Origin of the sequence: Streptomyces sp. SN-593 (assembly GCF_016756395.1) — a bacterium.
GTDB classification, from domain to species: domain Bacteria; phylum Actinomycetota; class Actinomycetes; order Streptomycetales; family Streptomycetaceae; genus Actinacidiphila; species Actinacidiphila reveromycinica.
In genome coordinates this window covers 4,417,592-4,439,142 of record NZ_AP018365.1, presented here as the reverse complement: position 1 = coordinate 4,439,142, position 21,551 = coordinate 4,417,592, and the positions used below count along the sequence as shown (strand labels likewise).

The window sequence follows — 21,551 nt, the reverse complement described above, 5'->3', positions numbered from 1 at the left end:
GCACCGAGCACCCGGGCTCCGGCCCCCGGACGCCCGAGCACGCGCCGGACGGCACAACCGGCTCACAGCATCGGCACGTACCGTGCGGTGGTACCCCGACGGGCCGGGAGGAGTCCCATGGAGGCACCCGAGGCCAGCCTGCTGGTCGTGGACGACGAACCGAACATCAGGGAACTGCTCTCCGCGTCCCTGCGGTTCGTCGGTTTCAAGGTGGCCTCCGCGGCCTCCGGCGCCGACGCGCTCGCCGCCGTCGCCCGCGAACGGCCCGACCTGGTGGTCCTCGACGTGATGCTGCCGGACATGAACGGCTTCGCCGTCGTCCGGCGGCTGCGCGAGGAGAGCGGGCCGCACCCGCGCTCCGGGGGCGGCCCGGACCGGCTGCCGGTGCTCTTCCTCACCGCGAAGGACGGCGTCGACGACAAGATCAGCGGGCTCACCGCGGGCGGCGACGACTACGTCACCAAGCCGTTCAGCCTGGAGGAGCTGATCGCCAGGATCCGGGCGATCCTGCGCCGCACCGGCGGCCCCACCGACGACGGGCGGCTGGTCGCGGGCGACCTCGAACTCGACCCCGTCGGCCACCAGGTGCTGCGGGCCGGCCGCCCCGTCTCGCTGTCCCCGACCGAGTTCAAGCTGCTCGCCTACCTGATGGCCAACGCCGACCGGGTGGTGTCCAAGCTCCAGATCCTCGACCACGTGTGGGCGTACGACTTCGGCGGCGACCTGAGCATCGTCGAGTCGTACATCTCGTACGTGCGGCGCAAGGTGGACGCGGCGGCGGAGGGCGGGCCGAAGCTGATCCACACGGTGCGGGGCGTGGGCTACGTGCTGCGCCGCCCCGCGCCGGCCAAGGGCTGAACGGCCGCGCGGCCGTGCGGTTCGGGCGGGTGGGGTTCGGGCGGGTGGGGTTCGGTCAGGCGCGGCCGGCACGGGAGAGGCTCGCCCGGACGAAGCTCGGGCGGATACCCCTCGGGCGCCCGCCGGCCGGCTTCCGGTGGTCGGCGGTGTCGCTGCGCTCCCGGCTGGTGCTGCTCGCGCTGGTACTGGTGCTGCTGGGCCTCGCGGTCAGCGACACCGTCGTGCTCGGCTCGGTGCGCGGGCAGTTGGTGCGGCGCGTGGACCAGCAGCTCCAGCGGTACGGGCAGCCGCTCGCGCGCCGCCTCGGCTCGGAGGGCGTGCCGCCGCGCTACGCCGTGCCCGGCCCCGGCCGCGGCGGGGTCCTGGGCACCAGCGGGGCCGACGGCGCCGGCGCTCCCGGCGGCCCCGGCTCCGTTCCCGGGTCCGCTCCCGATTCCGTTCCCGGATCGGTCTCCGCGGACGGCACGACCGGCACGAACGGCGTGACCGGCACGACCGGCACGACCGGCAGCCGTCCCTGGCTGCCCAGCCAGTTCGTCGTCGCCTTCGCCGCCTCCGACGGCCGCGTGGTCCAGCAGATCCGCCTGCCGGTCGCCGCGAACGACCCCCAGCCGCTGTGGCCCACCATGGACGCCGCCCAACTGCGGTCCCGCTTCGACCTGCCCTTCGACGTGCGCAGCGACCACGGCGGCGGAAGCTGGCGGGTGCTGATCGTGCCGGTCGGCGGCGACAGTGGCGCCGGCGGCGACCACGGCGGCGGCGACCGCGGCCGCTTCGTCGGCGGCGCGGCGGCCGCTCCCCCGCCCGCCGGGGTCGTCGTGGCCTCCTCCCTCGACGACGTCTCCTCCACCACCAGCCGGCTCAGCACCGCGTTCCTGGTGATCGGCGGGGTCGTGGTGGCGCTGCTCGGCGTCGCGGGCTGGTTCGCCGTACGGGCCGGGCTGCGGCCCCTGCGGCGGATCGAGGCGACCGCGGCGGAGATCGCCGCCGGCCGCCCGCTGTCGCACCGCATGCCGGCGGCGTCGCCGGGCACCGAGGTCGGGCGGCTGTCGTCCGCGCTCAACGGCATGCTCGCGCAGATCGAGTCCGCGTTCGCCGCCCGGGCGGAGTCCGAGCAGCAGATGCGCCGCTTCGTCGCCGACGCCAGCCACGAGTTGCGCACCCCGCTGGCGGGCATCCGGGGCTTCGCCGAGCTGTACCGGATGGGCGCGCTCGCCGACGAGGCCGACGTGAAGCGGACCATGGCCCGGATCGAGAGCGAGGCCGTACGCCTCGGCGGCCTGGTGGAGGACCTGCTCACGCTGGTGCGGATGGACGAGCAACGGCCGCTCCAACTCGCGCCGATGGACCTGCGCACCCTCGCCGTGGACGCGCTGCACGACACCACCGCGCTCGACCCGACCCGGCAGGTCACCCTCACCGGCCCCGGTGACCGGGACTCCGCGCCCGGCCCGGCGCCGGTGCTCGGGGACGAGGCACGGCTGCGCCAAGTCGTGGCCAACCTCGTCGGCAACGCCGTCGCCCACACGCCGCAGGGCACCCCGGTGCGGATCGGGGTCGGCACCTCCGGCGGCCACGGCGTGCTGGAGGTCGCCGACCGCGGGCCCGGCCTCGCCCCGGACCAGGCCGCCCGGGTCTTCGAGCGCTTCTACCGCGTGGACGCCTCCCGGTCCCGGGCCGCCGGCGGCGGCGCGGGGCTCGGCCTCGCGATCGCCGCCGCGCTCGTCGCCGCCCACCACGGCACCGTCGAGCTGGACACCGCGCCCGGCAAGGGCGCCACCTTCCGCATCCGCCTGCCGTCCGCGCACTGACCTGCCGATGCGGCTGACGGCCCGTCACTCCGCAGCGTGGTGCGCGGGTTACGGATGGGTGTCAGGAGGCAACCTTCCGTCCGGGTGACGGCTCTTTCCCGGCAGACGCGCGTTCCACCGCGGTTTGGGCGTTCGGCACCTCTACGCTCACATATCCGGTGGTTCCGCACCGCGCCCGAGGCTGGAGAGGTCACCGATGCCCGAACCGCTCAGCGCCGCACGCCGCGAACCGCCGCGGACCGGGGCGGCCACCGCGCCCTCGCCCGCGGCCGCGCCCTCGACGGGCGGTCCGGCCGCGCCGCGGTGGGGCCGGTGGGTCGCGGCCGTCTGCGCGGTGTACGTCGCCGCCCAACTGGTCCTGGTCCTGCCGGGTTCGGGCCTCGGCTGGGACGAGACGGTCTACACCAGCCAGGTCAGCGGCCGCGTTCCGGCGGCCGCCTTCAGCGCCCCGCGGGCCCGTGGGATCTCCTTCCTGGCCGCGCCCGTCGCGCACTTCACCGACTCCCCCCTCGCGCTGCGGCTGTGGATGGCGGCGCTGTCCGGGGTCGGGCTGTACGTCGCGCTGCGCGCCTGGCGGCGGGTGCTGCCCGAGCGCGTACTCGCCCTGGCCGGGGTGCTGTTCGCCGGACTGTGGATCACCCTGTTCTACGGGCCGCAGGTGATGCCGAACATGTGGAGCGCGTTCGGCGCGCTCGCCGCGGCCGGCTGCTTCGTGCGGGCGGTGCGCGACCCCCGCGACCGCGCCGCGCTGGCCGGGCTGGCCGCGGGTGTGGCGGTGGTCGGGCTGATGCGCCCGCCGGACGCGGGCTGGCTGGCGCTCCCGCTGGCCGCGGTGGCGCTCGCGGTGCCGCGCTGGCGGCGGCCGGCCGTCCTCGCGGTGCTGGTCGCGGGGGTGGTGCTGGGCTGCGCGGAGTGGGTGGTCGAGGCGTACGTCCGCTACGGCGGCCTGGCCGAACGGCTGCACCGCTCCAGCGCGGTCGAGGGCGGGATGGGCCTGCACCTGGCGGTGGACGACCAGGTCCGCGCGCTGAACGGCCGCGCGCTGTGCCGCCCCTGCACGGTGCCGTGGCGGCACAAGGACACGTCGGCCTGGTGGTTCGCGCTGCCGTTCCTGGCGGCGGGCGGCGCCGTCGCGGTGCCCCGGGTGCGGCGCTCGGCGGTGTGGCTGGCCGGGCTGACCGCGCTGTCGATGGCGCTGCCGTACCTGTTCACGATCTCCTACGCGGCGCCGCGGTTCCTGCTGCCGACGTACGCGCTGCTGGCGCTGCCGGTCTCGGAGTTCCTGTGGTGGTGCGTGACCCGGCGCGGCGCCCGGGCGGTCGCGCCGCCCGCCGCTCGGGCCGTCACGCGGTCCGGCGCCGTCTCCGGCGCCCCGCCCGCCGGCGAGGCGGGCGGCGGGACGGGCGCGGCGCCCGGCGGGCACGGCGGGCGCCCCGCCGGGCGGGGCCGGCCGCGGCTGCGCCCCGCGGCCGTGGCGCTGGTCGCCGCCGGGCTGTGCGCCCATCTCGCCGTCCAGGGCGGCGTCCTGCACACCGCCACCCGCAACAACCACCGCACCAGCCAGGAGTACCGGGCCGTCGCCGACGGCCTGCACGCGCACGGGATCGCCGCGCCCTGCACGCTCAGCGGGGTCTCGGCGGTGCCGATCGCCTTCTACACCGGCTGCGCGTCACGGCAGGTGGGCGGACCGGACGCGAGCATCGACGAGGCCGGGCTGCTGGCCCAGGCCCGCAGCCGGCCGGTCGCCGTGCTGGTGACCGGGGGCGGGCGGCCGCCCGCCTTCGCCCGGGGCTGGCGGTCGGTGCCGCTGCCCACCCCGCACGGCGCCCGTGCCTTCCGCGCCTACCTGCCCCCGCCGCGGTGACGGCTCACAGGTCGGCGATCTCCTCGGCGTAGACCTGTCCGAGCGGCTGCGGGCCCACGTACTGCTGGCAGTTGCAGGTGCCCGCCTCGTACTGCGTCGGCTTGCGGTCGGCGTCCCACGCGGTGGGGAACTCCACCAGCTCATGGCACTTGCCCTGCTTGTCGTGCTTGGCGAGGTGGTGGGTGCAGCCGCACACCGGCTCGGGCGGGCGCCCGGCCGCCGCGAGTTCGCGCCGCTCGTCCCGCGCGGCCTGCAACCGCTCCATCTTCCGCTTGTGGCGGGTGCGCAACGCGGTGCGCAGCGCGTCGTTCACCGACGTGAGCGCTCCGAGGCCGAAGACGGCCACCACCCACCAGACCCAGGCGTCCATCGCGTCGCGCCCCCATCCGCTCGGTGCCACCCGGCACCCGCCACACTCGAATGGAGTACAGCTTAGAGCCGGGAGGGGCCCGGGTCAGTCCGCGCGCACGCCGAGGGTGAGCAGGAGGTTCGCGTACGTGCGCCGGTCGCCGGTGGCGATGACCAGAGCGGTGTCGCGGCCGCGGGCGGCGTCGTAGAAGGCGTGCCGGTCGAGGCCGTCGAGCGGCAGCCCGGGCAGCGCCGCGCGGAACTCGGCGAACACCTCCGGCTCGGGCTGCTCGGGCGGCGGGGTCATCACCGTGGCGGCCTCGAACGGCACCGCGTCCGCCAGCGCGGCCAGCACCTCGGTGACCAGCATCCGGTCGGGGGCGAGGTTGAGGTACACCCGCTCGGCGGCCGGGTGCGCGCCGGTGGTGTGGGGGTAGTGGCCGTCGGAGACCAGCACCCGGGAACCGTGGCCCGCGGACGCGAGCGCCGCGAGAATCGTCGGGTGGGTGAGCTGGTAGCGCAGCATCTGGGGCTCCTCGGACGCGCGAACGGGCGCAGAGATCGGATCTCTACGCCCGCGAGCGTACCCGGCCCGGCCGGCCCGGCGGCAGGGCCCGGGCCGGGGTGGAACGGGCGGGGGCAGGGGTGGAGGGGCGGGGCAGGGTCGGTGCGGGACCGGGAGCCGCCGCTTACGGCCTACGGCCTACGGCAGGGTGAGGATCTCGTAGGAGTCCCCGTAGGTCTTCCAGTGCAGCGGCGGGTCGAGGTTGAGGTTGCCCGCGTCGAGGAACACCCGCTGCTCGGTGTCCACCCGGCTGGTGTCGTCGTGCGCGGCCTCGGTGAGCATCGCGGCCTTGCGGGCGTCGAGGTAGGCGTTGAGGTACGCCGTCTCGTCGCCGCCCTGCGCGGGCGTCTTCGCCTTCTTCATCGCGGTCCTGCGGATGCCGCCGAAGCTCACCGGGTCGTCGCCGGGGCCGTGCATGACCATCGCGTCGTAGTAGGCGAACTGGCCCAGCGTGCCCAGCCCGTCCGCCTTGGCCTGGGCCACCGCGGGGTCGAAGTACACGTCGTCGCGCTCGTCGTCCTGCGCCTGCTGGAAGACGGTGTCCTTCGCGGCGGTCCGCCACGCGCTGACGAACGCCGAGCCGAGGCCGGCGTGCGAGTCGGTGCCGTTGTCCTGCTCCAGGGCGGGCAGGTACTTCGCCAGCGGGTTGCCCGGCTCCATGTCCGTGTAGTGCTGGACGAGTTCGAGCATGTCGCCGGTGCCGGAGCAGAAGCCGATGATGCCGGCGGTGTAGCCGCGGCCGTCGCCGATGTCCTCGATGTACTGGTACTGCGCCTTCCAGTCGAGCGAGGAGTTCTCGGCGGAGGAGACCAGCTCCATCGCGATCTCCTTCTTGTGCGGGTCGTCCAGGCCGGTGGCGGTGGCGGCGCCGGCGGCGCCGGCCGTCGACAGGGTCGCGCCGCCCGCGGTGAGCAGGGCCACGGCGGCGGCGAGCGCGGTGCGCCGGGTCAGGGTGCGGCGCGGGGCGCCGGGGCGGTGGGGGGAGGTGTGCACGTGCGTCTCCGTCTCCGGCCGCGCCCCGGCCCCGGGCGGCCCGGGTGCGTGCGTCCGGTGGGGCGGCGGCCAACGTCGGTTGCGGGGCTGGCACTGGCCATTGGTTAGGAAAGCTTCCTAACGCGTGCCGAGCATTGAAGCATCCCCGGGTCCGCGCGCCAAGGGGGCGGACCGGATCGCTTCCCGCCCGCCCGGTCCGGCCCACCCGTACCGTCCGCCACAGCCGCCCCGTGTCGGACCCGCGCGGCACACTGGAGGCATGTGCAGAAGCATCAGGACCCTGCGTCCGCCGATGGCCCCCGAGGTGCACGACGAGGACATCCGCGCCGCCGCGTTGCAGTACGTACGGAAGGTCTCCGGGTTCCGCGCGCCCGCCGCGCACAACCAGGAGGTCTTCGACGCGGCGGTGGCCGCGGTCGCCGCGGCCACCGCCGACCTGCTCGACGGCCTGGAGGTCCGCGGCTCCGCCGCCAAGGCGGGCTGAGCGGGCCGACCGGGGGGCCGGCGGCCTCCCGTCGCCGCCGCGCCGCGCGGAGGCACGGCCCCCGGGCCCCGCCGTCCTATCCTTCGGCCATGGCGCACATGACCGAGGCGGAGTGGCGCGCGTTCGCCACGACCGGCACTCGCACCGGAAAGATCGCCGTCCAGCGCAGGAACGGACGGCCGCACGTCACCCCCGTCTGGTTCGTGCTCGACGACACCGACCCGGCCGACGTCCGGGTGGTCTTCATGACCGGCCACGACTCCCTCAAGGGCCGCGCGCTGCGCCGCGACCCGCACTTCGCCCTGTGCGTGGACGACCAGGAGCCGCCCTACTCCTTCGTGCTCCTGGAGTGCACCGCGGAGCTGTCGGAGGACCTGGTGGCCCTCCAGGAGTGGGGCACCCGGATCGGCGGGCGCTACATGGGCGCGGACCGCGCCGCGGAGTTCGGCGCGCGCAACGCCGTCCCCGGCGAGTACCTGGTCCGCGCCCGCGTCGACCGCGTCACCGCACAGGCCCACGTCGCCGACTGACGTCCGAGCCGGAACCGGCCGCGTCCCGTCCGGCCGTCACCGGAACCGGCCGGTGACGGCCGAAGTCCCCGCACGCGCCACGGTCGTCAGGCCCCGTCCTCGTTCCGGCCGCGGCGCTCGGCGCCGACGAACGCCAGCGCGTCCACGGCGTCCGCAGCTCCGAAGCGGTGGACGACGCGGCCGATCTCGCGCCACCCGAGACGTTCGTACAGGCGGATCGCCGCCGCGTCCTTGACCATCACGTCCAGCACCAGGCGCATGCCCCTGCTCAACGCGAAGTCCTCGGCGGCCCGGACGAGGAGTTCTCCGGCGGAACGCTTCCTGGCCTCGCGCAGCACGAAGAGGCGCGCGAGCACCCCGATCCCCTCCTCCGACTCCCCGCTGCGCTCCGCCCAGATCCCTACGGCGTCTTCCCCCGCCGGCCGGGCGACCACCGCGTGCCCGATCACGCGGCCGTCGGCGAGGGCCACCCAGGCGCCCAAGGTCCCCTCCGGGCACAGCCACTGCTCCGGATCCTCCACGCCCTCGACCGGATAACCGTCCGACGTGTGGACCGCCACAAGGACGGCGGCCGCCTGCTGGATGTCCGCGGTGGTGCGAGGCCGGACGACGACCTCCCCGTCACCGCTTCCCGGCACCTTCGCCACGTTCGCCTCCTCCGGCAACATCACGTGACCGGCAGCTCGTACGTGAGACCGGTGAGGTCGGACCGGTGGACGAAGCGGGACACCTCGAAGGGCCGCCCGTCCTGATCGAGGCTCGTGTGCAGCACTTCGAGGACAGGTACCCCGGGCGGAAGCCCGAGCACCGCCGTCTCGTGCGGCGTGGGCATGCGAGCGAAGATCTCGTCCCGGATGGACGTCATGGCATGTCCCAGCTCTTCGAGACGGCCATAGATCCCGTCCGGGCCGCTCTTGGCCTCCATAAGGAGCGTTCCCTCCGCTTCCTCCCACCGCAGGTACGTGGAAACGACCTGCACAGGCTCGTCATCCGCGAAGTAGTGGTTCTCCCTGTGGACGACGCTCAAGTCGTCGGGAGCGACGTCCAAGCGCTCCGCGATGTCGCGCGGCGGCATCTCGCGTGCGATGGAGACGACGTCGATCCGCGCCGATTTCCCTTGCCGCCGAGCTTCCAACCTGAAGGGCGTGAGCCCCGTCTCGCGGTTCTTGCGTGCGTATCGGTCGCTGCCGAACCGGAAGAGCCGACGGGCCTCCCGAACGAAGACGCCGCGCCCGTGCTGAGCGACGACCAGCCCTTCTTCGGCAAGGAGGCGAACGGCTTCACGTGCGGTATTGCGCGCGGCGCCGTACTGGTCGGCCAGCACTCGTTCCGACGGGAGCCTGTCCCCGGGGCGGAGCTCGCCGGACTGGATGGCGGATCGCAGCACTTCGGCGATGCGCCTGCTGGCGGGCTGCTGGCCGCCGGAACTCTCGGGCCTGGTCATACGGCTCAGCATACAACTGGCTCAAGCCAGTGGGTTGACTGGCGCCAGCCGCCATGGTCAACTGGCTCAAGCCAGTTAGTGGCTCAAGCCAGCGCGGTGCTTCGGTCCCCACGGGGACTCCGCACCGCAACGGGCGAAGCACCCACCATGATCACGACACCGGAGAGGGACAGCCGAATGGGTAGCAGCGGCAATGGCATGGCCGGCGGGGAGGCGTTGTCGGCGCGGGAGTGGTATGCGTGGGAACTGGCGTACCGGCGGCAGGAGTCGGGGTTGACGCTGGTTCAGCTCGCGGAGCTGTGCCTGTACGAGCAGTCGTACCTGCACCGTCTGGAGCGGGGGCAGCGGCTGGGGACCGTGCAGGCGGCCGCCGCGTTGGACAAGGTGTACGGCACCGGTGAACTCCTCGTGCGGCTGTGGTACTTGGCGAAGCGGGAGGCGAAGGAGCGGCCGTTCGTGGGGCTGGCGCCGTTGGAAGCGGTGGCGGCCGGCATCCAGGAGTACGCCGCCGGCGCCGTGCCGGACCTGCTCCAGACCCGCGCGTACGCCGAGGAGCAGGTGCGCGCCGCGCGCACCGGAAGCCCCGAGCAGGTTCAGGCGCGGGTCGCCGGGCGGCTGGCCCGGCAGGAGCGGCTGTCCGGCCCGGACCCGGTCCACTACCGGGCGTTGATCGACGAGGCCGCGCTGCGAGCGAGGGCGCGGGACCCGCAGACCTGGACGGGGCAGCTGGAACACCTCATCGAGGCGGCCCAACTCCCCGACGTCTCGCTGCACGTGGTCCCGTTCGCCGCGGGGCCACGCCATCTGCCCGGCTCCCTGGAGTTGATCTACCTCCCGCAAGGCCGCACCATCGCCTACGCGCGGAGCAGTTGCGGCCACCACGTCGCGGAGGACCCGGAAGACGTCGAGCCGCTCCGGCACGCCTACGACCTGCTGCGCGACACCGCGCTGACCCCCGCGGAGTCGCTGACCTTCCTCCATACCCTCCTGAATGAGCACATCGGAAGCGGCCGGGCGAAGGACATCGCACCGTGAGCCCCGAAACCACCGCGTCCGCCGCGGAGTTGCGTACCTCCGGCGAACCCCGGACCTGGCGGATCACCGCGACCAACGGCCTGTCCGTGTCGGGATACCTGCCCCCGTGGGCGTACGAGGACCCGAGCGCGTCCGGCGTGGACCCGCACCTGCTCCCCGTCCTCCTGGTCGACGTCGAGCTGTTCCGCTACTTCCACGACGTCATCGACCCGTTGGTGGGCCCGGGCGACGGACTGGACGAGGACGGGCACGTGACGGCGTACTTCTGCGCGATCACCTGCCGCCCCTTCGCCGACCGCGACGTACCCGACCTCCCGGTCCACCCCGTCCTCACCGTCCAGGTCACCGAGACCGACGAGACGGTCTGCCACGATCCGGGCGAACTCGCCGCCCTCATCGCCCGCCTGCGCGCCCACACCGATCACCTCGACCAGCACGTCCTGCCCGCCTTCACCGCGATCCACGACGACTGGCGGATCCACCACCGCACGGCGGCGGGGCGTCCGACCCCGCCCGTGGGTCAGCCGTAGGAGAGTTGGGAGCAGGGGTTGGCGGACGCGCTGCGGGCGGAGTCGGTGACCGACTTCGACAGCGTGGTGGGCGTGGAGGCCGCGGTCTTGGCGAAGTCCGCGCCGACCACCAGGTTGATCCCGCTGATGCCCAGCGGCTCCAACTGCGAGCCGGGGAAGAGCTTCTCCAGCGACTGGGCCGGGCCGCTCTCCGCCGAACCGTACTGGATCACGGTCGTCGCGTGGTCCTGGGCGCGCGCGGTGGAGGTGCCGGTCACGGTGAAGCCGGACTTGGTCAGCCGGTCCGACGCCTTGCCGGCCAGGCCGTCCGTGGTCGTCCCGTTGAAGACCGCCACCGCGATGCCGGAGCCGTCCACCGACGGCGTCGGGGTCGGCTTCGGGGTGACCTGGCCGGAGGCGTTCGTCCCGTTCAGCGTGCGGTTCGCCCGTAGCTGCGCGAACAGGTCGTCCACGTCCGGGTGGACCAGGTCTATCCGCGAACCGGCGTACTTCCAGGGCGCGGTGATGAACTGGATGTTCTTCAGGTCGACGTTCTTCAGCGACAGGCCGAAGGACATCAGCTTCGCCGCGGTGCCCAGGCCCGGGTCCACCGTGAGCGACTTCGTCGCCGCGTTGGCCAGCGGCAGCAGCGTGGTCGGGTTCATGCCCTCGCCCTTGACCTTGGCGATCAGGGCCGACAGGAACGCCTGCTGGCGCAGCATCCGGCCGACGTCCGAGCCGTCGCCGATGCCGTGCCGCATCCGCACGTAGTCCAGCGCGTCCTGCCCGGCGAGGTTCTGCATCCCCTTGTGCAGGACCAGTTCGCCCCTGTACCCGAGGTTGGGGTTGAGGTCACCGGAGTAGATGTCGTTCGGAACGCAGACGTCGACGCCGTGCACGGCCGAGGTCATCGCCGCGAAGCCCTCGAAGTCGACCACGATGGTGTGGTCCACCCGCATCCCCGACAGCTTCTCCACGGTGTTCTGCGTGCACGCCGGGTTGCCCTGGGCGGTGTCGCCCACCGAGAAGGCCGAGTTGAACATCCCGCTCGGCTGCTCCGCCGACCACGTGCCGTTCGGCAGCAGGCAGGGCGGGATGTCCACCAGCGAGTCGCGCGGGATGGAGATGCCCACCGCGTGCTTGTGGTCGGGGTAGACGTGCAGCAGGATCGTGGTGTCCGAGCGGCCGATGTTCCCCGAGGTGCCCTTGCCGCCCAGCTTGGCGTTGTCGCCGGCGCGGGTGTCGGAGCCGATCAGCAGGACGTTCTCCGCCTTGTCGCCGTTGGCGTCGGCCTGTTCGGCCGCGGGGCGGTCCTTGCTCAGTCCGGCGGAGTCGAAGGTCGAGATGTTGGCGTTCAGCTTGAGGTAGATCGCCCCGGCGCCGCCGACGACCAGCAGCACGAAGGACACCGCGATCGCGATGACCCAGCGTTTTCGGCTCCGCCTGGGCCTGCGCCCACGAACGCCCATCCCCACACCTTCGGTCCGGCGGCCTCCGCGTCGCGCGCAGGCCCAACTGTCACCCCCGGCAAGCCACTGTACGTGCCGGGGTTTCCGGAGGCGGCGGATCGTTCGGGTGCGATCCTCCTCACAGCTCGCGCTGGAGCGCGCGCAGCCAGTCCACCGACGCGGCCGGGTCCAGGGCGATCCGGTCCAGCGCGTCCATCGCCTTGGTGTACTCGACCACCTCGTCGTGCTTGTCGACGTAGAGCGCGCCGGTCAGCTGCTCCAGGTAGACCAGGTCGGGGAGATCGGACTCGGGGAAGCTCAGCAGCGTGAAGGCGCCGCCGCCGGCCGCGTGTCCCCCGGTCGCGAACGGCAGGATGCGCACGTCGACGTTGGGCGCCTCGGCCGCTTCGAGGATGTGGTCGACCTGATCCCGCATGACTTTCGGACCGCCGAACGCCCGGCGCAGCGCGCCCTCGTCCATCACCGATACGAAGTGGGGTGCCCGCTCCGATACGAGGAGCTTCTGCCGCTCCAGGCGTAGGCCGACTCGTCTCTCCACCCAGGAGTCGGCGGCGTGCGGGTGGCCGAGGCGGATCACCGACCTTATGTAGTCCTCGGTCTGGAGCAGCCCGTGGACGAACTGCACCTCGAAGGTGCGGATCAGCGCCGCCGACTCCTCCAGCCCGACGTAGGTCTGGAACCACGTCGGCATCACCTCGCCGTACCCGTGCCACCAGCCGGCCGCGTTGGCCTCACGGACCAGTCCCAGCATCGCCAACCGCTCCGCCTCCTCGGTCACTCCGTACATGGTCAGCAGGTCGGCGACGTCGCGCTCCTTGAAGCTGACGCGTCCCAGTTCCATCCGGCTGATCTTCGACTCGGAGGCACGGATCGAGTAGCCCGCGTCCTCCCTGGTGATGCCCTGGGACTCCCGCAGCCGCCGCAACTGCGCCCCGAGCAGCATTCGTCGCACGATGGACCCGCCTCCCGGCTGCCCTGCGCTCATAGGTCACGCTCCGCCCTTAGCTCATCAGCAGTGTGCCACTTATGCGCTGCGCGCAGTACCCATACAGTCACTCTCCATCGTCACGTGCATCAATTCCTTGCAGATGCACGTGCAGACGCCCTTGCATGGTGGGGTGCTGATCCATGAGCATGGTGACCGTGCAGATACCTCGGGGGCTCGCATGAGGGCAGAGGCAGCAGCCGTGCTGGAACCGTTATGGCAAGGCGTACTCGCGCCGGAGCGACTCGCCGCCGGCAGCGGGGCCACCTGCGGGCTTGCGGCTGCCCCCGAGTCCGTGCGAGAGGCGCGCGGGTTCGCCCGCGCCACCCTCAAGCGCTGGGACCTGCCGCTGCTGCGCGACTCGATGGAGTTGGTCGCCTCGGAGCTGGTCACCAACGCGCTGCGGTACGCGGTGCCCCTCGGCACGCCGGGCGCGCCGGTCCAGCTCAGCCTGGTGCGCTTCGGTGCACGGGTGGTGTGCGCGGTGCGCGACCCCAGCGGGGTCGCGCCGATCGCGAAGGACCCGGACTACGTCGCGGAGACCGGCCGGGGACTGCACCTGGTGGAGTCCTTCAGCGAGAACTGGGGCTGGCATCCGCTGAGTGGAGCGGGAAAAGTGGTGTGGGCGCTTTTCCTCGTGCCCGGCGGCGGCGTGCTCTGACGGGGCGCGCTCTGACGTAGCGCTTTCCGACGGAGCACTGCCCGACGGGGCGCTTTCCGGCGGCGGGGCGTTCCGACCGGCCGCGCTCCGGCGGGGCGCTTTCCGACGAGCCGCGCGGGGCGTCCTCCCGCGTCGGGCGGATCGGTGGGATCGGTGGAACAGGCCAGGTGGGACGGATGGGGCGGATCGGCTGAGCCGGGAGCGGAGATCGGGGCCGATACCAGGTCGGCCGGTGTTCCGCTAGGGCATCAGATGGTCGAACTCCCCTGCCTTCACGCCGATGATCATCGATTCGATCTCGGCCCGGGTGTAGATCAGCGCCGGCCCGTCGGGGAAGCGGGAATTGCGCACCGCCACCTCTCCGTCCGGCAACGCGGCGAACTCCACGCAGGTCCCATTGGCATTGCTGTGTCGACTCTTCTGCCAGACCGCCTCCGAGAGATCCTCCGCAGCCATTCCGTTGTGCGTCCGGCGCATCAGCGACTCCTACACCTGTGCCTCGTCTGGTACTCGAATCATAACTCGTGAGCAAGTCACGTGCATGTGCACGTGCACGCGCACGTGCACTTACGTACAGTGATCTTCGGGGCCGGGTTTCCGGGCCGCGGTGCGCGCTCGCCTACGGTCGGTAACCACCTGTTCGGGTCAGATACGCTATTGACGGTCCGTAGACGAATTACTCACTCCGCGCAACGAATTGGGAGCAGCCTGCAATGGCTCGTCACCTCATCACCTCAGCCCTGCCCTATATCAACGGGATCAAGCACCTGGGCAACATGGTGGGGTCCATGCTCCCGGCGGACGTGTACGCGCGCTATCTGCGCGACCGCGGACACGAGGTGCTGTACATCTGCGCAACCGACGAGCACGGCACCCCCGCCGAACTCGCCGCCAAGGAGGCGGGGTTGCCGGTCGATGTGTTCTGTGCCCAGGCGCACGACGCGCAGAAGGCCATCTACGACGGCTTCGAGCTGTCCTTCGACCACTTCGGCCGCAGCTCCTCCGCGCAGAACCGTGACATCACCCAGCGCTTCGCCCGCACCCTGCACGAGAACGGCTTCATCGAGGAGCGCACCGTCCGGCAGGTCTACTCGCTGGCCGACAGCCGCTTCCTGCCCGACCGCTACATCGTCGGCACCTGCCCGCACTGCGGTTACGACAAGGCGCGCGGGGACCAGTGCGAGAACTGCACCCGCGTGCTCGACCCGACCGACCTGATCGAGCCGCGCTCGGCGATCAGCGGGAGCAGCGCGCTGGAGGTCCGCGACACCAAGCACCTCTTCCTCCTCCAGTCCAAGCTGGCCGGCGAGGTCGAGGCGTGGATCGACGCCAGCAGCGGGGACTGGCCGACCCTGGCGTCCTCGATCGCCCGCAAGTGGCTCACCGAGGGTCTCCAGGACCGGTCGATCACGCGCGACCTCGAGTGGGGTGTGCCCGTGCCCGCCGACACCTGGCCGGAGCTGGCCGCCGAGGGCAAGGTCTTCTACGTCTGGTTCGACGCCCCCATCGAGTACATCGGTTCCACCAAGGAGTGGGCCGACGCCGCGGGCGAGGGCGAGACCCGCGACTGGAAGTCGTGGTGGTACGACGCGGACGGCGGCGACGACCCGGTCCGCTACACCGAGTTCATGGCGAAGGACAACGTCCCCTTCCACACCGTGATGTTCCCGGCCACCCAGTTGGGCACCCGCGAGCCGTGGAAGCGCGTCGACTACGTCAAGGCGTTCAACTGGCTGAACTACTACGGCGGCAAGTTCTCCACCTCGCAGCGCCGCGGCATCTTCACCGACGCCGCGCTGGAGATCCTGCCGGCCGACTACTGGCGCTACTTCCTGATGGCCAACGCGCCGGAGTCCGACGACACCTCGTTCACCTGGGAGCTGTTCACCTCCTCGGTCAACAAGGACCTCGCCGACACCCTCGGCAACTTCGTCAACCGGGTGCTGTCCTTCTCCCGCAAGCGGTTCGGCGACGCGGTGCCGGAGGGCGGCGCCCCGGGCGCGGCGGAGGCGAAGCTCGGCGAGCAGATCTCCACACTCCTCGCCGAGTACGAGGGCACCATGGAGACCCTCCAGTTCCGCAAGGCCGCCCAGGCGCTGCGGGCGCTGTGGAGCGCGGGCAACTCCTACCTGGAGGAGAAGGCGCCCTGGATGGAGATCAAGACCTCCCCGGAGGGCGCGGCGCTCACCCTGCGCACCGCGATGAACCTCATCCACCTCTACGCGGTCCTCTCCGAGCCCTTCATCCCGGCCTCGGCCCGGGCCATGCGCGCGGCCTTCGACCTGCCCGGCGACACCGCGCCGTGGGTCACCGCCGACCAGGCCCGCGCGCTGGCCACGCTGCCCGCCGGCACCCCGTTCACGGTGCCGCCGGTCCTCTTCGCGAAGATCACCGACGACGACCTGGCCGGGTACACCGAGCGCTTCGGCGGCGACCCGGACGCGACCGCGTAGCACGCGGGCCGGGCCCCGGCGGTCGCCGGGGCCTCCTGCGTCGCGGGCGGCTCGTTCCCGGGCCGGTCAGACGGACAGGGACTTCGCGTCTCCCATCACCACCACCGGGTGCTTCGCCGGGTCCAGGGTGCGCAGCAGCGTCTTCATCACCGACTCCGGCAGGGCGACGCAGCCGTGCGTGGGGCCGCCGTGGTCGACGTGCAGCCAGATGCCTCCTCCGCGGGAGGACCCGAGCGGACGGGTCCAGTCCAGCGGGGAGGTGCCGGGCTTGCGGTTGTAGTTGATCGCGATCACGTAGTCGAAGGCGTCGGCGAGCGACTCGCCGTCGAAGCCGGTGCCGGGCGAGCTGAAGCCGGCGGGCGAGTGGGTGTAGGGCAACTTGGTGCCGGGGTCGGCGTACCGGCCGCCCGCGTCGGTGAGGGTGAACACCCCGATCGGCGAGCGCAGGTCGCCGGCGTGGTGGTCGCTGCTCCAGCCGTCCAGCGCGTTGTGCGCGGACCAGACCGGGCCGGCCGCGGTCCAGCCGGCGTCCGGGTCGGCGCGGTCGAAGAGCTGCACCTTCGACGTCGAGGAGTCATGGCCGGCACCGGTGACGAGCACCACCTGCCGCGCGTCGGCGGGGACCTGGGCGAGGGTCCTCGGGCCGACCCCGGGCAGCGTGGCCGCGGCGGGCGTCGTCGGCAGGGGGCGCGGCGCGTCCCGGCCGGCGGCGGCGCCCACGGGGGAGGCCAGCGGTCCCTGTTCCGCCAGGCGGGACGGCCGCGCCCCGGTGCCGCTGGCGGCGGCGCACCCGGCGAGCAGGGCGCCGGCCGCGGTCAGCGCCACTGCGGCCAGCGCGGTCCGGGCGGGGCCGGGGCGGGCCGCACGGCCGGCCGGACGAAGGGCCCGGGTACGGCGCCCGGGCTTCGTACCGGTTCCGGGGGGCCGCCTACCCGGCGCGATGGCGGAGCCGGGGGCCGTGGCCAGGAGGCCCGCAGCCGGGTCCAGGTCAGGGGCCGTGGCCAGGGGGCCCGTAGCCGGGTCCAGGTCAGAAGCCATGGCCAAGAGGCCCGGAGCCAGGTCCAGGTCAGGGGCCGTGGCCAGGGGGGTCGTCGCAAGGTCGGGGGTCGTGCCGCGGTCGGGCGCGCGTCGGACGGGCGTGCTCCGGCGGGCGGGACGGTCTGCGGGCATGATCGGGTGGGGGCCTTTCCTCGGCGGCCGGCTCACGTGAAGTCGGCCGAATTCAGTACGTGGCGGACCCGCGCCTGCTGCGCGGCGGTGGGCTGCGCCAGGCACGCGGTCACCGTGACCAGGTCGTCGCCGTCGCCGGGTCCGGTCAGGACGGTGGTGAGTTGGACGGTGCCGCCCACGGTGCTGCATGCGGTGGCCACCGGGGCCGTGTCGACTCTGCGGCCGGTGAGGCGGAACTTGTCCGCCATGGCCGAGCCGTGCACGACGCTCAGTTGCAGCAGTGCGCCGCCGCGGTCGAGCCGGTGCACCAGCGGGGTGCAGAAGTCGTCCAGCGCGTGGTCGCAGCCCCCCTCCGGCACCGCGAGGGCCTGCGTGGAGACGTACTCCGCGCTCGTGCCGGCCTTCAGGGCGTACCAGGCGTGCGGCACCGTCAGCCGCAGCCCGGCCAGGTCGGGGTAGAGGTAGAGGCGGTAGCCCGAGGGCGCCGTCGCCAGCAGCGTGCTGCTCGGGGTGGGTCCGTCCGACGCGGGGGCGCCGGTCGCGGCGGTGCTCCCGGTCGGCGCGCCGGCGCCCGCCGCCCCGGAACCCACCGGCCCGGAACCCGCCCCCACGCGCGTCCCGGACGGGGACGCGCCCGGGCCGCCGCCCACCTGGGGCAGCAGCAGTCCGGCCGCCGCGACCACGACCACCGTGGTCACCGACGCGCCGACCGCCGCCCGGCGCCTCCTGCGCCGCCGCATCCGCTCCCGGACCCGCTCCCAGCGCTGCGCGGGCGCCGGCAGTTGGGGCACCACCCGCTCCAGCAGGTCGCTCAGCTCGCGTTCCTCATCGGTCATCGCCATCCGCCCCCGGGCCCGGGACCGCCACCGCCGGGGGCAGCCGTTCGCGCAGCGAGCGCAGCGCCTTCGACGCCTGGCTCTTCACGGTGCCCTCCGAGCAGCCGAGCACCTCCGCGGTCTCGGTCACCGTCAGGTCCTCGAAGTACCGCAGCACCACGACGGCCCGCTGCCGCACCGGCAGGGCGCGCACCGCCACCCCGAGCGTCTGCTCCAACTCCACGCTCGCGTACGGGTCCTCGTCCGCCGCCCGCTCCGGCACCCGGCTGTGCGGCACCTCGCCCCGCCACCTGCGCCGCCACCAGGACGCGTGCGTGTGCACCAGCGCCCTGCGGACGTACGCCTCCGGGTTCCCGCCCGCGATCCGGCGCCACTTCGGCCAGGTGCGGGCGAGCACCGTCTGCAACAGGTCCTCGGCGAGGTGCGCGTCGCCCGTGAGCAGCCAGGCGACCCGGAGGAGCCGAGGGCCCCTCGCCGCCACCCACTCCTCGAACCCGGGTTCGCTCAACGTCTGTCCTCTCCACACCCCTCCAACACGTCTGCCCCCTCCAGAGGTTGCCTCGCGTCGAAAAAGAGCCCGAAGAAAATCCGCCGGCGCCGAAAAAAGGGCACGGCAAAACCGCGCGGCGAGCGGATCAGGGTGCGGCCGGCGTGTCCGGTGCTCCGGTTCCACTGCCCGAGACCGATCGCCCTGCGGACGGATCCACCGCCAGAGGCCACGCCTCCTGGCGGGTTCTAGGCCGCATGGGAGCGGAGAACCGCGCGGACTTCCGGAACCTCGCGGAACTCTGCGAGCCGAGCGAGAACGAGCCGCCCCCGTTCGGCCGTCCTCTCGCTGGCAAGGTCGGCCGCCAGCGTGAACATGCGGTCCGCCGTGACCGCCGCTTCCTCGGGTTCGTTCGCGTCGGCGTAGGCCACAGCGAGCCACGAGAGGTAGAGCGCCATCTCCCGCGTGTGCGTGGCGTCGTACGCGTCAAGGACGCCTCGCAGGAGGGGAACGGCCCGCAGCGGCCGGCGTAGCTCCGTGTACACACGGGCTTCCATGACCCGTAGTTCTCCGGCGTCCACCCAATACAGGTAGCCCGGCGACTCGGTCCCCTCGCTGTCCTGGGCCAGCGCCTCGCCCGCTTCCCCGAGGGCGCGCATTGCCGCTTGTGCGTTCCCGGTTCCACCCGCCTTCGTGGCCGACCAGGCCAGTCGGTCACCGTACAGCGCACGCGCCTTCGGGAGAGCATGCGGCCCGGCCCCGTCCAGTGCAGCGCGGGCGAGGTCAAGCCCGTCCGACTCCCGGCCGGTATTGCTGAGTTGGTAGGCCAAGGACCCGGCGAGATTCCCGGCCAGCGTCCGGTCCCCGGCCTGGGCCGCAGCGCTGAGACCGAGTCGGTAGATGTGTTCCGCTTCCTCGTACCGGCCCGCGTCCGAGGCGATCCAGCCGGAGATCTGCGCCAGTTCCGCGATGCAGGCCAACAACCGACGACCCGTCAGTTCGGAGAACGAGTGCTCCCGGTACATGCGAACAGCTCTTCGGAGATCGCGGAGCGCAGGACGGATGAGATCACCCCCGGCCAGGAAGTCGTCGGCAAGGCGCAGGCCGTGTACCCGCCGTCGCAGGTCGTCCACCTGACCGCCCCCCACTCGCCCGCCCGTACGGCCCCCCAGCCGCTCCAGCGGGTCTTCCGGGGGCAGGAAGTCGGCGAGGGTCGGGACGTGCGGTTCTGCGGGCGCCGGCGGCCCGGAGAGCGTCTCCACGGGGACACCGAGGGCAGCCGCGAGGAAAGGCAGCCACTCGCGCGGAGTACGCTTCCCTGTCTCCCATCGGCTGATTCCCTGCCGTCCGACCGGATCACCTGCGATGCCTGCTGCCCGAGAGATCTCCCGCGCCAGCCGTGACTGGCTCCACCTCAGGCGTTGGCGCTCCCGGCGAATGTTCGGCCCCATAGCGCTCCCCATGGATGCAGTCTGGCCGACAGTCGGCTTACATGTGGCCGCTGGTCATGGACTCGCCCCGGTCGGACGCTGGGGAGCAGCCGACGGCGCCGACGCCGTCAGTGGACGGCATCCCCACGTGGGGTGGAGCAGCTACAGACTCCGGCCCTTCTGACAGGGGCGGAAAACGCCCGACACGTGGACGCGTGTCGGTTCGCCGAAACGGGAGATACGACATGCACGCTCGGTGGCTCACCATGGCGGACAGCGGTGATCCGCAGGACGACAGCGACAGCGGCAACAAGCACGGTGGGGGCGGCTCCGACGAGGGCGGCAACACCAACGACGGCCAGGGCCCGGCGGACGGTCGCTGACGACTCGATGAGCACGCACAGCGAAAAGGGGGCGGGTCCGGAAGGGCTCGCCTCCGTACTCGTGGAAAAGGGAGTACTGGGCAGCGACTGGCTGCCCGCATACCACGCGGTCCCTCGGCACCTGTTCGTTCCGGACGCGATCTGGCCCGGTCGGGCCGGGATGAACCGGCAGGACGACCGGGTGATCCGGGGTGAGGACCCGGACACCTGGTGGCGGGCTGTCTACCGCGATGCGCCGATCACGACCCAGTGGGACGACGGCACTTACACCGGACCGGGGAAGGGAAGGATCCCGTCCAGTTCCAACTCCATGCCCACCATGGTCTTCTCGATGCTGGACGCGCTGAACGTCCAAGACGGGAACCGGGTGTTGGAGATCGGGACCGGTACCGGCTGGAACGCGGCCCTGCTGTCCCACCGTCTCGGTGCCGAGAACGTGGTGACGGTCGAGGTGGACGGGGAGAGCGCAAGGGATGCGCGGGCCCGGCTGGAATCGGCCGGTCACGCACCTCTGACCGTGGTCGGCGACGGGGCCGGGGGATACCCCGAGGGTGCGCCGTACGACCGGGTGATCGCCACGGCGTCCGTGGGCCGGATCCCGCGGGAATGGATCGCACAGACAAGACCCGGCGGGCTCGTCGTCGCGCCGTGGGGGCCGACGTACGGCGGGGAGGCGGTGGTTCGTCTCACGGTCGCCGAGGACGGAACGGCCACCGGCCCCTTCCTCGGTTCCTCGGCGTTCATGCGGCTACGCGCTCAGCGCTCCCGGCGGAAGCACGTCCGCGCGTACCTCGGCGGGCGGGCGTGGCCCGCGGACGGACGGCGTGGCGTGACCGGGCTTTCCCCGGAATCGGTGGGGGACTGGCCGGTCATGTTCGCCATCGGGGTGCAGGTTCCCGAGGCATTCCCGTGGGCCGAGACATACGACGACGGTTCCTACACGCTGTGGCTGCGGGACACGGACGTCACGTCGTGGGCGACTGCCGACTACGTTCCGGGCCGCGAGGAGTTCGAGGTCTACCAGTCCGGGCCCCGGAACCTCTGGGACGAGGTGGAGTCCGCCTGCCGTTGGTGGGAGGAGCAGGGACGGCCAGGGTTCGAGAGGTTCGGGCTCACGGTCGAGCCGGCCGGGCAGCACGTGTGGCTGGACGGCCCGGATCACATCGTTCCCGTCCTCGGGGCGTAGCTCCCGGCCGGCAGGCGGTGCTCGGTGCGCCTTTCCCCGAGGCGCACGGA

The 21,551-nt window shown here is 72.7% G+C and carries 23 protein-coding genes; 11 read left to right on the top strand and 12 right to left on the bottom strand.

The annotated features are described in order from the left end of the window. Window positions 1-117 precede the first annotated feature (117 nt). The 3 genes from RVR_RS18665 (at window position 118) to RVR_RS18655 (ending at window position 4,533) form a co-directional block, all read left to right on the top strand. Entirely contained in the window at window positions 118-858 is a 741-nt protein-coding gene (locus RVR_RS18665) for a response regulator transcription factor (RefSeq protein ID WP_202234932.1), read from the top strand. Between the two features lie 146 nt (window positions 859-1,004). Further along, on the top strand, window positions 1,005-2,669 hold the full coding sequence (locus RVR_RS18660) for a sensor histidine kinase (RefSeq protein ID WP_237404836.1): 1,665 nt from the start codon (window positions 1,005-1,007) through the stop codon (window positions 2,667-2,669). Window positions 2,670-2,865: 196 nt separating this feature from the next. Continuing rightward, window positions 2,866-4,533 carry a hypothetical protein gene (locus RVR_RS18655; protein WP_202234931.1) on the top strand — a complete coding sequence of 556 codons (1,668 nt, stop codon included), beginning with the start codon at window positions 2,866-2,868 and terminating at the stop codon, window positions 4,531-4,533. A 4-nt stretch (window positions 4,534-4,537) separates the two neighbouring features. Here the strand turns inward: RVR_RS18655 and RVR_RS18650 are convergent, their stop codons facing one another. From RVR_RS18650 to RVR_RS18640, 3 genes are all read right to left on the bottom strand, one after another. Further along, window positions 4,538-4,903, bottom strand: coding sequence for a hypothetical protein (locus RVR_RS18650; protein WP_202238764.1), 366 nt, complete (start codon window positions 4,901-4,903; stop codon window positions 4,538-4,540). 84 nt (window positions 4,904-4,987) lie between these two features. After that, a complete protein-coding gene (locus tag RVR_RS18645) occupies window positions 4,988-5,407 on the bottom strand; it encodes an RbsD/FucU family protein (RefSeq protein WP_202234930.1) in 420 nt (139 codons plus the stop codon). Between the two features lie 177 nt (window positions 5,408-5,584). Beyond that, the gene (locus RVR_RS18640; protein WP_430393150.1) at window positions 5,585-6,439 is read right to left on the bottom strand and encodes a chitosanase; all 855 of its coding nucleotides are present in this window, start codon (window positions 6,437-6,439) and stop codon (window positions 5,585-5,587) included. Window positions 6,440-6,698: 259 nt separating this feature from the next. On the opposite strand from RVR_RS18640, the gene RVR_RS18635 reads away from it, so the two are divergent. Together RVR_RS18635 and RVR_RS18630 are read left to right on the top strand one after the other, a co-directional pair. Further along, on the top strand, window positions 6,699-6,923 hold the full coding sequence (locus RVR_RS18635; protein WP_202234929.1) for a DUF2277 domain-containing protein: 225 nt from the start codon (window positions 6,699-6,701) through the stop codon (window positions 6,921-6,923). 89 nt (window positions 6,924-7,012) lie between these two features. Beyond that, complete coding sequence (locus tag RVR_RS18630; protein ID WP_202234928.1) at window positions 7,013-7,453, top strand: PPOX class F420-dependent oxidoreductase; 441 nt, start codon at window positions 7,013-7,015, stop codon at window positions 7,451-7,453. A gap of 86 nt (window positions 7,454-7,539) precedes the next feature. Here the strand turns inward: RVR_RS18630 and RVR_RS18625 are convergent, their stop codons facing one another. Then, on the bottom strand, window positions 7,540-8,100 hold the full coding sequence (locus tag RVR_RS18625; RefSeq protein WP_237404835.1) for a GNAT family N-acetyltransferase: 561 nt from the start codon (window positions 8,098-8,100) through the stop codon (window positions 7,540-7,542). A 20-nt stretch (window positions 8,101-8,120) separates the two neighbouring features. Then, a complete protein-coding gene (locus tag RVR_RS18620) occupies window positions 8,121-8,897 on the bottom strand; it encodes a GntR family transcriptional regulator (protein WP_202234927.1) in 777 nt (258 codons plus the stop codon). A gap of 177 nt (window positions 8,898-9,074) precedes the next feature. Between RVR_RS18620 and RVR_RS18615 the strand changes: the two genes are divergently transcribed. Together RVR_RS18615 and RVR_RS18610 are read left to right on the top strand one after the other, a co-directional pair. Beyond that, entirely contained in the window at window positions 9,075-9,932 is an 858-nt protein-coding gene (locus RVR_RS18615; RefSeq protein ID WP_202234926.1) for a helix-turn-helix domain-containing protein, read from the top strand. Beyond that, the gene (locus RVR_RS18610) at window positions 9,929-10,462 is read left to right on the top strand and encodes a DUF6907 domain-containing protein (RefSeq protein WP_202234925.1); all 534 of its coding nucleotides are present in this window, start codon (window positions 9,929-9,931) and stop codon (window positions 10,460-10,462) included. The genes RVR_RS18615 and RVR_RS18610 overlap by 4 nt, the downstream gene beginning before the upstream one ends. Here RVR_RS18610 and RVR_RS18605 read toward each other — a convergent pair. Both RVR_RS18605 and RVR_RS18600 read right to left on the bottom strand, forming a co-directional pair. Continuing rightward, window positions 10,453-11,910 (bottom strand): LCP family protein, encoded by a 1,458-nt coding sequence (locus tag RVR_RS18605; RefSeq protein ID WP_202234924.1) that lies wholly within the window; start codon window positions 11,908-11,910, stop codon window positions 10,453-10,455. The two genes, RVR_RS18610 and RVR_RS18605, sit on opposite strands and share 10 nt — an antisense overlap. A gap of 118 nt (window positions 11,911-12,028) precedes the next feature. After that, window positions 12,029-12,895 carry a helix-turn-helix domain-containing protein gene (locus tag RVR_RS18600; RefSeq protein WP_202234923.1) on the bottom strand — a complete coding sequence of 289 codons (867 nt, stop codon included), beginning with the start codon at window positions 12,893-12,895 and terminating at the stop codon, window positions 12,029-12,031. 202 nt (window positions 12,896-13,097) lie between these two features. Between RVR_RS18600 and RVR_RS18595 the strand changes: the two genes are divergently transcribed. Beyond that, window positions 13,098-13,556: an ATP-binding protein gene (locus RVR_RS18595; RefSeq protein ID WP_237404834.1), complete on the top strand. Its 459-nt coding sequence runs from the start codon at window positions 13,098-13,100 to the stop codon at window positions 13,554-13,556. Window positions 13,557-13,796: 240 nt separating this feature from the next. On the opposite strand, the gene RVR_RS18590 is transcribed toward RVR_RS18595, so the two are convergent. Then, window positions 13,797-14,033, bottom strand: coding sequence for a DUF397 domain-containing protein (locus tag RVR_RS18590; protein WP_202234921.1), 237 nt, complete (start codon window positions 14,031-14,033; stop codon window positions 13,797-13,799). A 236-nt stretch (window positions 14,034-14,269) separates the two neighbouring features. Here RVR_RS18590 and metG point away from each other — a divergent pair, with 236 nt between their 5' ends. Beyond that, complete coding sequence (metG, locus tag RVR_RS18585) at window positions 14,270-16,009, top strand: methionine--tRNA ligase (protein ID WP_202234920.1); 1,740 nt, start codon at window positions 14,270-14,272, stop codon at window positions 16,007-16,009. A 66-nt stretch (window positions 16,010-16,075) separates the two neighbouring features. Here metG and RVR_RS18580 read toward each other — a convergent pair whose 3' ends face one another. The 4 genes from RVR_RS18580 to RVR_RS18565 all read right to left on the bottom strand — a co-directional run bounded on the left by RVR_RS18580 (window position 16,076) and on the right by RVR_RS18565 (window position 19,764). Then, window positions 16,076-16,843: a L,D-transpeptidase family protein gene (locus RVR_RS18580; RefSeq protein ID WP_202238761.1), complete on the bottom strand. Its 768-nt coding sequence runs from the start codon at window positions 16,841-16,843 to the stop codon at window positions 16,076-16,078. Between the two features lie 368 nt (window positions 16,844-17,211). Beyond that, on the bottom strand, window positions 17,212-18,015 hold the full coding sequence (locus RVR_RS18575; RefSeq protein ID WP_202234919.1) for a hypothetical protein: 804 nt from the start codon (window positions 18,013-18,015) through the stop codon (window positions 17,212-17,214). Further along, entirely contained in the window at window positions 18,005-18,523 is a 519-nt protein-coding gene (locus RVR_RS18570) for a SigE family RNA polymerase sigma factor (RefSeq protein ID WP_237404833.1), read from the bottom strand. Before RVR_RS18570 ends, RVR_RS18575 begins: the two co-directional genes overlap by 11 nt. A 227-nt stretch (window positions 18,524-18,750) precedes the next feature. Further along, window positions 18,751-19,764, bottom strand: a complete 1,014-nt coding sequence (locus RVR_RS18565) for an NsdA family TPR-like regulatory protein (RefSeq protein ID WP_237404832.1) — start codon at window positions 19,762-19,764, stop codon at window positions 18,751-18,753. 413 nt (window positions 19,765-20,177) lie between these two features. On the opposite strand from RVR_RS18565, the gene RVR_RS18560 reads away from it, so the two are divergent. Together RVR_RS18560 and RVR_RS18555 are read left to right on the top strand one after the other, a co-directional pair. Continuing rightward, a complete protein-coding gene (locus RVR_RS18560; protein WP_202234916.1) occupies window positions 20,178-20,315 on the top strand; it encodes a hypothetical protein in 138 nt (45 codons plus the stop codon). 7 nt (window positions 20,316-20,322) lie between these two features. Continuing rightward, the gene (locus RVR_RS18555; protein WP_202234915.1) at window positions 20,323-21,501 is read left to right on the top strand and encodes a methyltransferase domain-containing protein; all 1,179 of its coding nucleotides are present in this window, start codon (window positions 20,323-20,325) and stop codon (window positions 21,499-21,501) included. Window positions 21,502-21,551: the final 50 nt, after the last annotated feature.

Excerpts from the sequence above, each read along its gene's own strand:
- RVR_RS18665 (WP_202234932.1), top strand. The coding sequence starts at position 118 with ATGGAGGCACCCGAGGCCAGCCTGCTGGTCGTGGACGACGAACCGAAC.
- RVR_RS18655 (WP_202234931.1), top strand. The coding sequence starts at position 2,866 with ATGCCCGAACCGCTCAGCGCCGCACGCCGCGAACCGCCGCGGACCGGG.
- RVR_RS18650 (WP_202238764.1), bottom strand. The coding sequence starts at position 4,903 with ATGGACGCCTGGGTCTGGTGGGTGGTGGCCGTCTTCGGCCTCGGAGCG.
- RVR_RS18645 (WP_202234930.1), bottom strand. The coding sequence starts at position 5,407 with ATGCTGCGCTACCAGCTCACCCACCCGACGATTCTCGCGGCGCTCGCG.
- RVR_RS18635 (WP_202234929.1), top strand. The coding sequence starts at position 6,699 with ATGTGCAGAAGCATCAGGACCCTGCGTCCGCCGATGGCCCCCGAGGTG.
- RVR_RS18630 (WP_202234928.1), top strand. The coding sequence starts at position 7,013 with ATGGCGCACATGACCGAGGCGGAGTGGCGCGCGTTCGCCACGACCGGC.
- RVR_RS18620 (WP_202234927.1), bottom strand. The coding sequence starts at position 8,897 with ATGACCAGGCCCGAGAGTTCCGGCGGCCAGCAGCCCGCCAGCAGGCGC.
- RVR_RS18615 (WP_202234926.1), top strand. The coding sequence starts at position 9,075 with ATGGGTAGCAGCGGCAATGGCATGGCCGGCGGGGAGGCGTTGTCGGCG.
- RVR_RS18605 (WP_202234924.1), bottom strand. The coding sequence starts at position 11,910 with ATGGGCGTTCGTGGGCGCAGGCCCAGGCGGAGCCGAAAACGCTGGGTC.
- RVR_RS18600 (WP_202234923.1), bottom strand. The coding sequence starts at position 12,895 with ATGAGCGCAGGGCAGCCGGGAGGCGGGTCCATCGTGCGACGAATGCTG.
- RVR_RS18590 (WP_202234921.1), bottom strand. The coding sequence starts at position 14,033 with ATGCGCCGGACGCACAACGGAATGGCTGCGGAGGATCTCTCGGAGGCG.
- metG (WP_202234920.1), top strand. The coding sequence starts at position 14,270 with ATGGCTCGTCACCTCATCACCTCAGCCCTGCCCTATATCAACGGGATC.
- RVR_RS18575 (WP_202234919.1), bottom strand. The coding sequence starts at position 18,015 with ATGACCGATGAGGAACGCGAGCTGAGCGACCTGCTGGAGCGGGTGGTG.
- RVR_RS18560 (WP_202234916.1), top strand. The coding sequence starts at position 20,178 with ATGCACGCTCGGTGGCTCACCATGGCGGACAGCGGTGATCCGCAGGAC.
- RVR_RS18555 (WP_202234915.1), top strand. The coding sequence starts at position 20,323 with ATGAGCACGCACAGCGAAAAGGGGGCGGGTCCGGAAGGGCTCGCCTCC.